Origin of the sequence: Saccharothrix sp. ALI-22-I (assembly GCF_001984175.1) — a bacterium.
Taxonomy (GTDB): Bacteria; Actinomycetota; Actinomycetes; order Mycobacteriales; family Pseudonocardiaceae; genus Actinosynnema.
On sequence record NZ_MTQP01000027.1, the window covers coordinates 1 to 14,730 of the forward strand.

General features: G+C 67.6%; 12 protein-coding genes. 7 read left to right on the plus strand and 5 right to left on the minus strand.

Translation table 11 applies throughout. From position 1 onward, the window contains the following. Positions 1–32: 32 nt before the first annotated feature. The 5 genes from ALI22I_RS01745 to ALI22I_RS01765 all read right to left on the minus strand — a co-directional run bounded on the left by ALI22I_RS01745 (position 33) and on the right by ALI22I_RS01765 (position 4,921). The gene (locus ALI22I_RS01745; protein WP_077003817.1) at positions 33–641 is read right to left on the minus strand and encodes a DUF3558 domain-containing protein; all 609 of its coding nucleotides are present in this window, start codon (positions 639–641) and stop codon (positions 33–35) included. 137 nt (positions 642–778) lie between these two features. After that, positions 779–1,348 carry a DUF3558 domain-containing protein gene (locus tag ALI22I_RS01750; protein WP_077003818.1) on the minus strand — a complete coding sequence of 190 codons (570 nt, stop codon included), beginning with the start codon at positions 1,346–1,348 and terminating at the stop codon, positions 779–781. Positions 1,349–1,760: 412 nt separating this feature from the next. Continuing rightward, positions 1,761–2,387: a GNAT family N-acetyltransferase gene (locus ALI22I_RS01755; protein WP_077003819.1), complete on the minus strand. Its 627-nt coding sequence runs from the start codon at positions 2,385–2,387 to the stop codon at positions 1,761–1,763. Then, positions 2,384–3,946 carry an amino acid permease gene (locus ALI22I_RS01760; protein ID WP_077003820.1) on the minus strand — a complete coding sequence of 521 codons (1,563 nt, stop codon included), beginning with the start codon at positions 3,944–3,946 and terminating at the stop codon, positions 2,384–2,386. The genes ALI22I_RS01755 and ALI22I_RS01760 overlap by 4 nt, the downstream gene beginning before the upstream one ends. A gap of 159 nt (positions 3,947–4,105) precedes the next feature. Then, the gene (locus tag ALI22I_RS01765; protein ID WP_077003821.1) at positions 4,106–4,921 is read right to left on the minus strand and encodes a GPP34 family phosphoprotein; all 816 of its coding nucleotides are present in this window, start codon (positions 4,919–4,921) and stop codon (positions 4,106–4,108) included. Between the two features lie 711 nt (positions 4,922–5,632). Here ALI22I_RS01765 and ALI22I_RS01770 point away from each other — a divergent pair. The 7 genes from ALI22I_RS01770 to ALI22I_RS01800 all read left to right on the plus strand — a co-directional run bounded on the left by ALI22I_RS01770 (position 5,633) and on the right by ALI22I_RS01800 (position 14,715). Next, the gene (locus tag ALI22I_RS01770; protein ID WP_202970563.1) at positions 5,633–6,973 is read left to right on the plus strand and encodes a helix-turn-helix domain-containing protein; all 1,341 of its coding nucleotides are present in this window, start codon (positions 5,633–5,635) and stop codon (positions 6,971–6,973) included. Further along, entirely contained in the window at positions 6,973–7,851 is an 879-nt protein-coding gene (locus tag ALI22I_RS01775) for an aminoglycoside phosphotransferase family protein (protein WP_077003851.1), read from the plus strand. Before ALI22I_RS01770 ends, ALI22I_RS01775 begins: the two co-directional genes overlap by 1 nt. A 399-nt stretch (positions 7,852–8,250) precedes the next feature. Further along, positions 8,251–9,414: a cytochrome P450 gene (locus tag ALI22I_RS01780; protein WP_143531888.1), complete on the plus strand. Its 1,164-nt coding sequence runs from the start codon at positions 8,251–8,253 to the stop codon at positions 9,412–9,414. Between the two features lie 66 nt (positions 9,415–9,480). After that, positions 9,481–10,878 (plus strand): hypothetical protein, encoded by a 1,398-nt coding sequence (locus tag ALI22I_RS01785; protein ID WP_077003823.1) that lies wholly within the window; start codon positions 9,481–9,483, stop codon positions 10,876–10,878. Positions 10,879–11,327: 449 nt separating this feature from the next. After that, on the plus strand, positions 11,328–12,476 hold the full coding sequence (locus tag ALI22I_RS01790; protein WP_077003824.1) for a glycine amidinotransferase: 1,149 nt from the start codon (positions 11,328–11,330) through the stop codon (positions 12,474–12,476). Then, positions 12,473–13,738, plus strand: coding sequence for an ATP-grasp domain-containing protein (locus tag ALI22I_RS01795; protein ID WP_077003825.1), 1,266 nt, complete (start codon positions 12,473–12,475; stop codon positions 13,736–13,738). Before ALI22I_RS01790 ends, ALI22I_RS01795 begins: the two co-directional genes overlap by 4 nt. Continuing rightward, the gene (locus tag ALI22I_RS01800) at positions 13,735–14,715 is read left to right on the plus strand and encodes a hypothetical protein (protein WP_077003826.1); all 981 of its coding nucleotides are present in this window, start codon (positions 13,735–13,737) and stop codon (positions 14,713–14,715) included. Before ALI22I_RS01795 ends, ALI22I_RS01800 begins: the two co-directional genes overlap by 4 nt. The last annotated feature ends 15 nt before the right edge of the window (positions 14,716–14,730 follow it).

Below are 14,730 nucleotides of genomic sequence, written 5' to 3' on the forward strand. Positions count from 1 at the left end.
TACGGCGGCGCATCGGTGTTGTTGTCGTTCCGTCACTTCAGCAGGTTCTCCATCGCCGCCTCCGCCAACTTCCGGGCCCCGTCGCAGGGTGCGGGGAACCGGTCCTCGTACGTCGGCAGCACCGAAAAGGCCGCCACCAGGTATTGCCCCTCGGAGGTGTCGACCATCACGTCGCAGCGGCCCTCGTCGCTGGGCAGGGTCACCGTGATGGCCGGGAAGTCCAGCACCGGATCGATCGTCTCCGCCTGGCCGGCCCGCTTGCCGTCCGTCCACGCGGAGATGCCCTCGACGGTCACGGGAACGAGATGGCTGCCGGCTCCGATGACCGTCCACGAGCAGCCCGTGGTCTTGTAGAAGTCGCTGTCCACGGGCCGTCCCGCCGTGTCGATCTTCAACGTGGGCAGCTGCCCATCGGTGAGCAGGCCGCAGGGGGCCGTGCCGTCCAGATCGACCGCACGCGGACGTGTGGAAGTCGACTCCGACAGGGACGGTGCGGTGGTCCGGGTACCGGTGTCGCCGCGATCGGGCATGTCGTGCCCCGGCGTGTCGGTACCGGAGCCGCATGCCGCGACCACGACGAGTGTGGTCGCTGTTCCGAGCAGGATTCGTCGCGTGGTGTTCACGTTGTTCCGCTGTCGCATTCGTATTCCGCCGTTTGTCTCTGCCGGGCACCGGCACCGCCGGCTCCGACCGGGGACCGGCCGCAGTGAGCCCGGTCGTCGAGCTGCGGGTCGTGACCGGGCAGACGTGCTGGTCGCCGATCCTCATCGGCGATCGGTCATCCGATCAGGTTCTGCATGGCCGCTTCTGCCAGTTGCCGTGCCCCGTCGCACGGTGTGGGGAACCGGTCCAGGAAACCCGGGCTCACCGAGAACGCCACCGCGAGGTACTGGTTATCCGTGGTGCCGACCATCAGGTCGCAACGGTCCGGACTGCCGGGAATGGCGACGGTGATGGTGGGGAACCCCGCCACCGGGGCGACCCACTCGCCCTTCCCGATCCGTTTGCCGTCCATCCACGCCCCGATGTCCTCGTGCAGCACCGGAGCCAGGATGTTGGACGCGCCGGTCACCGTCCACGTGCAACCGGTGGCCTTGAGGGCCTCGATTTCCGTCGTATGGCCTTCACTGTCGATCTCGAGCATGGGGAACTGGTCGGCCGACAGCAGTTCACACGCCAGCCTGTCGTCGAGTTCGACGTCACGTGGCCGCCCCGAACTGGGCTTGATCGCTGTCGAGGTCGTGCTCACCACGGTCGCGGAAACGGTCTCGTTCGTGGTTCCTCCTTGTTGAGCGCACGCGGTCAACAGCGCGGTCAACGTCGTGGCTGCGATCAGTGATCGACGCATCGTGTCCTGATGTCCCTGTTCTGTGGTGCGTTCCGTCGGCCGCCGGTATCGACCGGACGTGTGGGCATGCCGTTGGCAGCTATGGACTCGGCGAACGATCAGTGCGGCATGCCCGTGTCGGTCTTCCACCCGGTGACCCTCGGTGTCGCCGGGCCGGCGACACGGAAACCTCGGGCGCCGTCGTCGGTGTCGTGTGCCCGATCGGTCCCACGACCCTGGATCACGGCTGTGCGGAGGGCTGCCGTCCGCCGCCGGACGCCGATTCGCCGGACGTAACCGTGTACACACTCCTGGAAACCCGCGTCCGTTCGATACCCCGTGCAACGGTGGCCATTGTGGAAAGTCACCACCGGCCGGGTGGACTCACCGTCGTGGCGTGGAGTGGTGGCACGTGGAGCGACTGCGGGGCTCGTCATGGAAGCCGGCCCCCGGTTGTGGCGCTGGCCGGGTCCCGCCACATCGCGTACAGCGTGGGACCGTCGTCGAGCAGGCGCAGCTCACGAGTGGTCCGGTAGCCCAACGACGTGTAGAGGCGTGCGGCGTCGACACTCGTGGCGACGAGGAACGCGCCCAGGCCCCGCTGGTCGAGCGCCGTGTGGTGGTGGAGCAACAGCCTGGTGCCGTAGCCCTGCCGGTGGTGGGCGGGGTCGACGCCGAGCAGTGCGAGGTAGTGGTGCGGGGTGTCGTGGGGATGGCAGGACTCGAACAGTCGGTCCAGGGCACGGAACCGGTCGATGTACGGACCGCAGTAATCCGCCAGCCGCCGGTCGTAGTCCGGCGGCATCGGGGGCGACAACCGGGGGTTGTCGTGGTGGATCCAGACCGCGGCGGCGGTGCGGTCGGCGGTCACGTCGACGTGGCCGTGCCGCTGGGCGTGCCGGATCGTCAGCAGCAGGTGACCCCAAAGCGGGTCCTGCCGCTGCGCCGGATCCGGAACCAGCCGGCGCGCCACCTCCGTGGCGAAGAAGGCCTTGGTGACGACGTCGGCGACGGCCGGCGTGTCGGGGAGGAGCGCCTGGACGACGCCGCTCCCGCTCACGATCGGACCCCGTGGTCGACCGGACGGGTGCCGCGACCGGTGCCACCGATCCTGTCGTAGACCCTGGGCCTGTTGCGTCGCAGCCACAGGCCGTACGCCACGCCCGTCGCGGCGACCACCACGAAACCGATCGGCACGGACCACCGCAGCAACATCACCGGGCCGTCCAGCAACGCGTCGAAACGCCACACACCCAGCACCAGCAACGCGACCAGGGCCACCGCCGCCACCACGGCCAGCGTGCCGGCCGCGGACTTGCGGCCCGCACCATCGGCGGCGGTGACGCCGCCCGACCCGGACGTGCCGTCGGCGGACCCGTCGCCCTTGGCCCTGTAGCCCGGTCCATCGAACTCAGGCTTGGCGTCGAACCCGGCGGGGGCCGCCGGTGCATCGTCCGGGTCGGGCTGAGTGCGTCGCCGGTGGACCACGATCGCCACGGCGGTGGCGGCCAGCAACGTCAGCACACCGAGCGCGCCGACGGCTCCGCCACCGAGCAGCAGGTGCCCGACCGGATCGAGTCCGAGGTAGGCGGCGCCACCGATGGCCAGCAGGTTGAGCACGAGCAGCGCCATCGCCGCGCGGGCCGGTGCCTGGGTGCGCGGTGACAGGCGCCCGACCGCGCTGGGCAACACCCCGTCGCGGGCCAGGCCGTAGGCGTACAGCGCCACGGTGAGGGTGAAGCTGATCATCGCGGCCACCACGCCGAAGGCGAACAGGACCCGACCGAACGCGACCCACGCCGCCCCGAGATGGGTTTCGGCCAACACGAACACCAGTTCGGGGCCGTGCTCGCGGGCCGCGGCGACCACACCGTCGGGGCCGGTGGCGACGATCGGCGCGAACGCGCCCAACACGTACAGCACCCCCAGCGTCGCGACCACCACGACGGTGGCGCGGGGCACGGTGCGCTCGTCGCGGGCACGGTCCCGGTAGACGACCGTGGTCTCGAATCCCACGAACCCCAGAAACGCCGGCAACACGGTCGCGAACAGCGCGGACAACAACACGACGGGACCGTCGCCGAAGGAGAACGCGCGGACCGCGCCGGCCGCCACGGCGGTGCCCTCGGCGGGGTGGACCATCAGCACCACGGCGGTGACCACGATCCACACCACGTCCAACACCAGGGCGACGAGCACCACCACCCCCGGCAACGACAACTTCACCGACGCCAAACCGGTGACCAGCAACACCGCCACCACCGCGGTCACCGCCCAGTGCGGCCGCACACCCAGCGGCTCCACCAGCGGCGCGGTGGCCTGCCCGATGACACCGAACAACCCGACCAGCAGCGCCCAATAGGACACCAGCGCCACCAGGGCGGCGGCGACACCCGCGGCGGGGTGCAGGCCGCGCGCGATGAAGGCGTAGAACGCCGACGGGTTGTCGATCTCCCGGCTCATCTTCAAGTAGCCGGGGACGAACAGCGCCAGCACCACGGCCACGACCGCGAACGCCGCCGGCATCGCGATGACACCGGTCTGAGCGATCACGGTCACGGTGATCACCACCGCCACGGTCATCGGGGTGACGGCGACCATGGCCAGGGCGACCAGCATCGGCCACCCGATCCGACCGGCTAAGAACGGGGTGGTTCGGCCGCGTTGAGAGGACATGTCAGGCTCCGGGGTTTGGGGGAAGGGATGCCGCTGCCCGGCCGGCGAGCAGGCTGGTGCACACGGGAGGGTTTGGGTCGAGTCGGTGGGGCTCGACCGGGGTCAGATCGTGAACGCGTCGCGGGCGGCCATGCGCCCGACCAGTTCGATCAGGCGGCGTACGGGCGGCCCCAGCTGGATCGAGATCATGCTGTCGAGGTGTGAGTACGCGTCGGGTTCGAGTCCGGGAAAGACGTGGTGGTCCATGTCGCAGGCACGGATCAGCGCGCACAGCAACGTCTCCTGCGGGGCCATACCGGTGTCACCGCGTGCCAGCCGCCCGCCCAACGACGCGGTCACCGTGGCGGCGTGGTCCGGATCGACCAGCCGGTAGTCCCGCCACCGCCTCAGCCACCCCACACGATCGAGGACGACCTCGATCCCGTCGGACTTCCCGATCCGCTGCCCCAACCGCGGCAGCGCGTCCTGGGCCAGGTGCTCCAGCGCGAACGTCGGGTCGCGCAGCAGCGAGGACGACGTCAGTTCCGTGTAGACGGCGCGGACCAGGTTGTCCTTGCGGACGGCGGCGATGTCCGCCCGCAAGGCCGGATCGAGGGCTCGGAGAAACAAAGGCTCCGGCTCAGGGGCCAGTCGCGCAGCAGTGCGCCCGCCCGGCCCCACGTGCCCGACCGGTTGGAGGGTGTGTCGCCCGGGATGCGATGCGGTCCCGTGGACGGGCCGGTCCGCGGGCCGCGTCTTGAACGGGACGATCACATCCCCCGTGATCGTCATCGTGTGTGCCAGCAGTTGTTCACCCAGCAGTGCACCGGCCAGAGCCACGCTCGTCGCGCCCGGGGCGAACCGGATGCGGCCGGTGGTGTCGTCGCGGGTGCACAGCCACATCCAGTTGCCGATCAAGCAGTCGATCCGGTGCATCATCACCCCCTATGGGTCTGAGGAGTCGGGAATCTGGCGGCATCGAGTGTCGGAATCAAGGGCGTACGAGTGGGCTGAATTCGACTCGCCGGGTACCGACGACTAGGCGCTGATGGCCGGACGAGGGCATGGAGCCCGCGGGAGAGTTTTGGGCTCGACATGCCCTCGTCCGTCCAGGAGCGAGGCTCGCTTGACCGTAAGGTCAGAGCGTGAGCCTCCGACGAGCATCGTGCAGTTCGTGATACCGGCGAGGAACATCACTCGTATGGGATCGAATTGCTCGCATAGACAATCCGAACCGCACGGCCCGCGACAGCCAGCAGAGATCTCCTGAAGGAGACGCTCATCTGGCTGTCCGGGAGCCGGGCGTTGATGTTCGCTGAAGACCAAGGGCAGGCTGTCGAGAGTTGTTGCCCTCCTCAGCCTCTTCCGTGATGGAGCACGTCGGGCGACGCCTCCGGGGTGCAGCCCGTCCCGTACGGGGCAACTTCCACGACGCGCCAGCTGGTGCTGCGCATGCTCCCGAGTCCCACACTGCGTTGCCTCCGCATCGGTACGCCGCCACGTCGTTCGCAACTCAACCGTGGCCCCGTCGCAGCGGCTTGAGAACGCCCGGATCACGGGATGTCAAGGGGACGCTAGGGGGAATTTCGGAACCATCCCCCTTCGCATCCCTCCCTTGCCCGTGTCTGCGTTGCTACCGTCCGTGCGACGATGGCCAAGGGTGAACCATCGTCGGAGGTCATCGTGCGCAATGAGAACGAGGCGTTACGTGCGGCGCGGGAACGTACCGAGTCGCCCGCGCATCCCGGCGAGTGTCTGTCCCGCCAGGAGCTCGCCGAGCTGGTCAACGAGTACGTCTATCGTCATGCCAATCGCAGAGAGGGAATCGACGCAAACTACGTCGGCAAGGTCGAACGCGGCCTCATCAGATGGCCAAACGAGGACTACCGGGCGGCGTTCCGCGCGGTGCTCGGCGTGTCGACCGACGAAGCGTTGGGCTTCTCCAACAGCCGACGTCGAACCGTGAAGGTTGCTGACATGAACCGCAAGCAGTTCCTGCGCGTCGCCGGCGTCAGCGTCGGACTGGCGGCGCTCGGGTCCCTGGACGCGTTCCTGGAGCCCAGCCAAGCCACAGTGCCACCCACCCGAATCGGTAGGACCGAGGTCGAGCAGGTCCACACGGCGGCCAGGGTCTTCAAGAGCTGGGACGCCGAGCATGGTGGAGGCTTGTCCCGGGAGACGGTCCTCGCGCAGCTGCGTTGGTCGGCGCGGCTGCTGGACTCGACCTATCCGGAGATTCTGCGTCCAGAACTCTTCTCCGCAGTCGCTTACCTGGCTTCGGTCCACGGGTTCATGTGCTTCGACGCCTACGCTTTCGACGATTCGAGGCGAACGCTCCGTTTCGCACTCGCCTGCGCCGAAGAGGCGGAAGATTGGGGGCTTCGCGCCGAGATCCTGTCAAGGATGGCTCGACAGGACATCCATACGGGTCATCCCGATCAAGGGATGACGTGGATCGAGTATGCGCTCGTGCGCGCCGACCGTGTTACGCCGACCACTCGGGCGATGCTTCACACGGTTCGGGGGCGAGCGCTCGCGAAGATGGGCCGGCGGCATGAAGCGCTGCGCTCGGTAGCACTCGCCGACGAATTCTTCGCCGACCGCCAGTCCGATACCGACCCGAAGTGGCTCGCTTACTACGATGCCTCGCAGCATGCGGGCGACACCGCGCACGCGCTCATGGACCTCTCACTCCAAGGAGTCAAGACCGACGCCGCGGAAAGGTTCGAAACTGCTGTCTCCGGACACGTCAGCATCGCCGCCCGATCACGCGTCCTATCCCAGACCAAGCTGGCGACCCTGCACATGGCGACGGGCGACCCGCGCGAAGGCGTAGTGATCGGCAACCGTGCGCTCGACGCGGCTGCGTCGATCAGATCGAATCGGGTGTCAGACTGTCTGCGCGAACTCGCCCGCTACTCGCGGCCGCACGAACGCATCGCTGATGTCCCCGACCTCCGACACCGGATCACCAATACGGTGCTGGCGTGATGACCGTGGCAGCGCTCGACGGGTACCGATCGGTACTGATCGCCGCATGCAGGCAGGCCGGTCTGGACGGTGCGGACGCCGAGCCCATGAGGCTAGGGGAAAACGCGCTGTTCCGCCTGCCTCACGGGCTTGTCGCACGCGTCGCCCGGCCTGGACAGCAGGCCGTCGCGGCCAAGGAAGTCCAGGTTGCGAAGTGGTTGTTGGAACACGACATCGCAGCGGTGCACCCGTGGACCGAGCCGATCGTCATCGATGAGACCGCCGTGACGATCTGGCGTGAACTCCCGCGCCATCGTCCAGGACGGTATTCCGAAGTCGCGGCAGCGCTACGCCGATTGCACAGCCTTTCACCGCCGGATTTCCTCGAACCTTTGACTCCCTTCGTGCGCACAGCACAACGCATTGACCAGGCGAGGACGCTGACCGTCGATGACCGCGCTTGGCTACGGACTCGTTTGACAGAACTTGAAGACCGGTATATCAGGGGGCTGCCGGACGGCCTTCCGGTCGCCGTGATCCACGGCGACGCCTACGGCGGGAACATCGTCGTCACAGAGGACGACCAAGTCACGGTCGTACTCGACCTCGAACGGTTTTCCGTCGGTCCGCCCGAGTGGGACTTGACGTCGACGGCTGTCCACCGCGGTTTCGAGTGGATAAGCAGCGAAGACTACCGCGCTTACTGCATGGCATACGGCCACGACGTCACGTCGTGGGACGGCTACACGCTCCTGCGGGACATCCGCGAACTCAGGATCACCACATGGATTGCCCAACTCGCCGTTGACCAGCCCAAGTATCGAGATGAAGCCAGCCTGCGAGTTGCGTGTCTACGTGGCGAATGCGGTCCGCGTCCATGGCCATGGCGCGCCGCTTAGTCAAACGGTAAGGCGAGTCGCACACACGCGGATAGCCCTGCGCCCGGAATATGCTCGAAGCATACGTCCCGACGGTGATCAATTCGCCGCCGGATTGCTGGCGCGCCAGTTCGGGGCAGCACTGCCGGTTCCGCTTGAAGGTCAGCGTCGCGCCTATACACAACACCGAAGTCAGATCCGCTAATTGCACTGCCCAGTTGGTGGATACGGCTTTCTTGAACCTTCGGACGGATCGGGCGCCGGCGGTGCTGGCGCAGACGGTCCGGACACTTGCGCTCGGAGAGGGGGCAGACATGTTCTACGACCACTGATCTCGATCGTCGGGCGGGGCCCGGTGTGCATCGGGCCCCGCTCGACCCGAATGACCGATAAAACGCGCTGACCCTGTGGGGAGAGCTGATGCCGTCCCTATCTGTCTATGATCCGCTGGATCCGGTCACGTTGGAGAACCCCTACCCGGTCTTCGCGGGCCTGCGGGACACCACCCCGGTGTTCTGGCATGAGGGATTGCAGTCCTGGTGTTTAACGCGGTATGCCGACTGTGTCGCTGTCTTGCGAGATCACGAGCGCTTCGCTCGTGACCGGCGGCGGACGGGTACCGCGGTGCCGGAGCCGGGCCTGAGCGTGCAGTCTCTTGACCCGCCTGCGCAGGCGGGTGTGCGAAGTCTGTTCATGAACGCGCTGCGTGCACAGGATCTCGTGACCATCGAAGGCCGGGCGCAACGGCGGCTGACCGAAGTCTTCGACAGGCTCGCCGACCAGGCGGAGTTCGACGTGATGGCGGACATCGCGGCGCCGCTGTCGGTTGCGGTGGTCTCGGATCTACTCGGCGTCGACGAACCCGACATCGGTTCCTTCGCCTCTGTCTCGGACGCGATCATGCGGAGCATGGACGCCGGCCTGGATCCGGAGACGGCCGAGCCGGGACGGAAAGCCCGGCAGGAGTTGAATGCGCTGGTGGAGTCGTGGTTCCGAGACTCCGAACGGCCTGGGCTTCTGTCGCACGTCCGGCAGCACTCCGACTCGGCGTCCGACACCGACGACCTGTACGTGCGCAACACGGCCCGCGTGATGTTCCAGGGCGGCTACAGCACGATGACCGCCGCGATCGGCAACGCCGTGCACACTCTGCTACGGCACCCGGATGCCCTGGGGCGGATGCGTAATGGTGCGGTGCTGCGTAGCGGTGTCGACGAGTTGGTGCGCTACGACGGGCCGGTGCAGGGCACGAGCCGCGTCGCGACCTCGCCCACGAAGATCGGTGAGATCGCGATACGGGCGGGCGAGACCGTGCTGACCTTGTTCGCCGCCGCCAATCACGACCCTGACCAGTTCCCGCACCCGGACAGGCTGTTGCTGGACCGTTCGCCCAACCGGCACCTCGGATACGGCTGGGGCACTCACACGTGCATCGGTACGGTGCCTGCCCAGGCCGCCTTGCGCGCGTTGGTGTCGGGTCTGCTGGCGCACCCGGCACCGCTACGCGCGGCGGGTCTGCCGCGCCGCCGCCGCACCGCGACCATGCGTGTGTTCGATGTGCTGCCCGCCACCTTCCGTTCGTAACTATCCGCCGCCCGCCTTTCCCGAATATGGACCGGCATTGGGCACCCGTCGACTTGGAGTACCTCGGTGAAGATCCTCATCGGCAACCACATCGACCCAGCCATCCGCAACCGCGGAGACCTGCGCGCCTGGACGCAGCGCATCGTGTGGTTCGCGCGCGAGGGAGACGTGATTGTCCTGTCCGACGAGCCGGACCGGCGGTTTCTTGCCTACGCGACATCGTTCACGGGCGTGGACGCTCAGAGCCTGCACATCATCGTTCCTCCGGCCGGGCGCCATGGTGGGCGCCTGCTCGACCCGGAGAGCTTGACCGACGCGGGGTTCGTCCACACTGTCCGCGACAGACTCGGCGAGGTCGGCCTGGATCAGGTCGAGGAGGTCTTCGCCCTGTGGCCATCGGCCCATGTGTCCCGCTTCGCCGCAGCTCTGGGCGTCGAAGACCGGTTCCCCGGCGCCGGCTTCTTCTCACAGGGCGGCGGCGAGTTGGGCAACAACAAGGCAACCTTTCGGGCACTGGCAGCCGGCGCCGGCGTGCCGATCCCCGCTGGTTCGGTGTGCCACAGCGTGCACGAGGCAGTCGCCGCGACAGCGGACCTGCTGGCTGTCACCGGGGCAGTCGTGGTGAAGCAGGCACACAATGGGGCGGGCGTGGGCAATCAGCTCGTGTTGCGTGACATGTCGCTCCCCGTCGATCATGTCGGGGCCCGCCACCTTCACCAACTCGACGGCCGTGACCCGAACGCGATCGAGGCGTACTGGACGCAGCGCTGGGATTGGGCGTCCGCGCGCGGTCGTTTCCCGGTCGTAGTCGAGAAGTTCACGCCGCACACGGGGTCGGTGTATTCCGAGCATCATGTTGCCGATCACGGGTCGCGGCCGACTGAGATGGGGACGCTGCACTATGTCGGGCGGCGCCTGAGCCGTCAGGTCGTCCCACTGCGCGGCACGGACAACAGTGTCCGGGAACGGCTCCTGCGCGGCGGAACGCAGCTGGCCGAGGCATACCGGGCGTTCGGGTACCGCGGTTATTTGAGTGCGGACGCGATCGTCACCCCCGAGGGGCAGGTCGTGTTCACCGAAGTCAACGCCCAGGTGTCGGGATCCCTGCACATCTACGAGGTCATCGCCCACCACATCGTGGGAGTCACAGCCATACCGGAGCGATCGGTGGTGGAGTACCACGTGCCCCCCACCTGGGCGGTTCCCGACTTCGAGACGTTTCTCGCAGCCGTTGACGAACTCGGCTGCGCTTACGCCCCTGACACCCGCACCGGCGTCATCGTGTCCATGCCGGTCATCCCACTCGAAGTCAATCGCGCCCAGTTCCTCTTCTGCATCGCCTACGCCACAGACGCTGACCGCAGGGCGATGTTCAACCGCCTCGACGCACGGTTCGCGACCATCCCCGCAGACACCTACAGCGCCAGCGACCGCATCGGCGTACCGCTCCCACCGGCACCCTGACACCGCGCTTCTGGACGCGATCCTCCGGTCGAACACCCACAGCACCCGCCGTTGTCCGAGGCGGACACGCTCGCCCCGAGCCTCGACAGCAGACGCCCCGCACGAAACCGTCCGAGGTCACTAACCACCGCCAGCAGGCCTAGCGAATCACGCCACGGTGTGCGGTATCGGCGCGGTCACCACCATGACCGGGAATCAGCGCAACCGAACGGACGGCAGACGTTCACGGCTACCGGCCGAGTTTTCTCTAGCACCGGTCGGGGCCGACAAGTGCCGCTTGGCCGATGCAGCGAACAGTGCACCGTCCCGCTTTCTTCGACGACCGCGTGCTTCCACGGCGGCCGACCGCTGCGGTAGCGGCGCATGTCTGTGTTACAGCTGGCCAATCTTCCGCAACCGCCCAAGCCGCCCCGATGCGGCGCTCTCCCGTCACTGCAGATGAGGACACCATGCAGCTACACAGCCACGACGACTTCACGCCTCTGCGCGAGATCATCGTCGGCTCCGCCGAGAACTACCTGTCCCACGATCGGGACGTGACCTTCGAGCTGTTCCACCACGAAAATCTGACAGGGTTCCGGTCGGACTGGGCTTACCCCCGTCTGGCCGCCGCAGACGGTGACCGCACGACCAGGAACTGGAACATCAAGCGGCGTTACACCGAGGAACTACACGACGATGTCGAGAACCTGGCTGCCACGCTCAGAGCCGTCGGTGTCACTGTGCACCGGCCCCTGCCGTTGCCGCCGAACGCCGCACCCATCGCCGGCCTGGGCTGGCAGGCCGCGCCGACCCCGGCGCTGAACATCCGCGACAACACCCTCATCCTCGGCGACGAGATCATCGAGACGCCACCGGCGATCCGCTCCCGTTACCTGGAGACCCGTCTGCTGGCTCCTCTCTTTCGCCGGTACTACGAGGCCGGTGCGCGGTGGACGACGATGCCACGGCCGCTGCTCACCGACCTGTCCTTCGACTTGTCCTACGCCCGCGACACCGCCACCACGCTGGGCGGCCCCACCGAGCCGATCGCCGACCCCCAGCCCAGTCTCTACGACGTCGGCTTCGAGATGATGCTCGACGGTGCCCAAGTGTTGCGACTGGGCCGCGACCTGGTCGTCAACATCGCCCACCACAACCACCGGATGGCCCTCGACTGGCTGCGGCGCCATCTTGCCGACCGGTACCGCATCCACCAGGTCGACCGGATGGCCGACAACCACATCGACAGCATGCTCTTGGCACTCCGGCCCGGCGTGTTCCTGGCCCGCCACGAAGGCATCCGGGACATGCTGCCCGAGCAGCTCCGGTCGTGGAAGTTCATCGTTCCGCCCGAGCCCGACCCTGGCGCGTTCCCCGCATACGACGACGAGGACCTCGTTCTCACCAGCCCCTATATCGACCTCAACGTGCTGTCGGTCAACGAGGACACGGTCCTGGTCAACGCAGACTGCACCGGTCTGCTCAAGACCCTCGAAGCCGAGGGTTTCACCCCCGTCCCCGTGCGGCACCGGCACCGGCGCCTGTTCGGCGGAGGGTTCCACTGCTTCACCCTCGACACTGACCGCACCGGCGAGTGCGAGGACTACCTGTCGTGACCACAGTTCGTGTCCTGGTCATCGAGGCGGCAGGGCCTGAATCCGCCGCTCTGGTCGAAGCCGCAACCGCCTGCGGTTACCAGGTCCACGTCGTCACCCAACCCGACCGGTTCGCCACATACAGCGCCGAACTCCGCACGGCGCTCTCCGGTTGGCTGCTCACCCACTTCTCCCAACCCGAGCAGGCCTTGCATGACGTCATCGGCTACGCCCGTCGCGTCGGCATCGACGCGGTGCTGACCACCAACGAATACCTCACCCCACTAGTCGCCAACGTCTGCGCCGCGCTGGGTTTGCCCGGAAACGATCCGGCCCTGGCCACGACCGCCCGCAACAAGGCCGACATGGTCCGCGAGTTCGTCCGGCGAGGTGTCACCGCACCCCGCACCCATATTGTCGAACGGGAGGACGAACTGCTCGGTCTGTGCGCGACCGGGCTCACCTTTCCCTGTGTCGTCAAACCGGCGGAGGCCGCGGGCTCCGCGGGCGTCACCGTCGTACGCGATGCGGCCGAGATGGTCACGGCGTTCGAGGCCGCCCAGGAGCCACGCGGTATGTACGGGATGCTCCTCGACGCACGAGTCCTGGTTCAGGAGTACATCGAGGGTACCGAGTACAGCGTCGAATCGATCACCCAGAACGGCGCGAGTACACATCTGTGCCTGACCCGCAAAACCGTCACCGCCGGAACCCACCGCGTCGAACTCGGCCACGGACTTCCAGCCCACTTGCCTCCGGATGTCCAGCGGGCCGTGCGCCAAGAGGTGAATCGGGCCATCGCTGCGGCCGGGATACGCAACGGGGCGGCACACACCGAGGTGATGCTGACACCGGACGGCCGGTGCGTCGTGATCGAGATCGGAGCCCGTATCGGAGCCGGGCAGATCGGCGTCCTCATCCAGCACGCACTCGGCATCGATCCATGGGCGGCCTGCCTCGACACGGCCCTGGGCCGCCCCGCCCGACTCGCCCCGACCCGCAGCAGCTACGCCACCGTCCGGTTCCTTGTCAGCCACCAGGCTGGGCGCCTTGTCACGCTGAGCGGACTGCCCGAGCTCAGCCCTCGGGTCCCGGTCGTCCGTGTACGCAAAGCCATAGGAGAGGCAGTGAGCGGGGTGAAGGACAACGCCGCCCGGCTTGGAAGCTTCGTCGTGGTCGGCCCCGACCGTGAGTCCGTCGACGACTACGCGGACCACCTGCTCGGCCAGGTCCGGATCCGGGTCGAGCCCATCACTCCGAACAGCCCCTGGATCGACCGATGAATCCCACGACGACCCGGCCGGGCCCACAGCCGATCACGGCCGAGTGCTTCCCGACACCTGGGCTCATCCTGCGCACCAACGACCCGTCGGCCCAGCGAACTTTGCGCGAGTTCGCCCACGAGCAGGCCGCGGCGGCACGCTCATTGCGCGAAATACTGAGCGAGAAGCTGCCGGAGGCTCGCGACGTCGACGAGCGCGGCGCGGTGTTCACGACGGTGTTCGAGGCGACGGAGGACTGGCGGTACCGAATCGCGGCGACCATGCCACATTCCACCGGCCGCTACGGCGCAGGCCATGTGGAGCGGTTCCGCACGCCGATCGCCGACGACAACCGGAATCTCTTCCGGATCGGGGAACACGAGCGCCTGAGGGAGGGCGTTGACTGGGACTCGATCACGCGGACCTATACGGGCGGCACCGAGACTCCGGCCAGCAGAACCATGCGACGGTTCGGGGCCTTGGCAGCCGCGAGATTCGCCCAGTCGCCGGGTGCGGACATCGTCAGCAACCGCGTCACCCTGCCGGACGGTCGCGTGGTGCACGGGATGCGTCTGCTGCGAGCTGACGCCGCCCGCCACGCCGCCGCCGAAATGGCCGCCCGGATCGCCGCGCGGGGCGGGGACACCTCCCGCATCGTCACCGACGGCGACCTGATCTACATCGCCAGCGCACCGGAAACCGACCGCCGGACGATCTTCCACAGCGCCATGGCCCTGCTCGCCCACGACCACACCACCCCCGCAGACGCGACGATCGCCTGGGCTGAAGCGGCATACCTGCTCTATCAGGCACCACGCAGGAAACGAGGCAGCGACGCCACGACCCGCACATTCCTCGTCGCCATCGGTGCGCTTCTACTCGCCCATCCGCCCGTGCTGCTTCACGATGTCGACCTGCGCGCCTACATCCGATCACAAGTGCAGTTCGTCGCCGAGTTGCGGGCGGCCCAGGACCGTGGAGTCGGTGCCGCGCCGTGAGCGCCTCCTCACGCG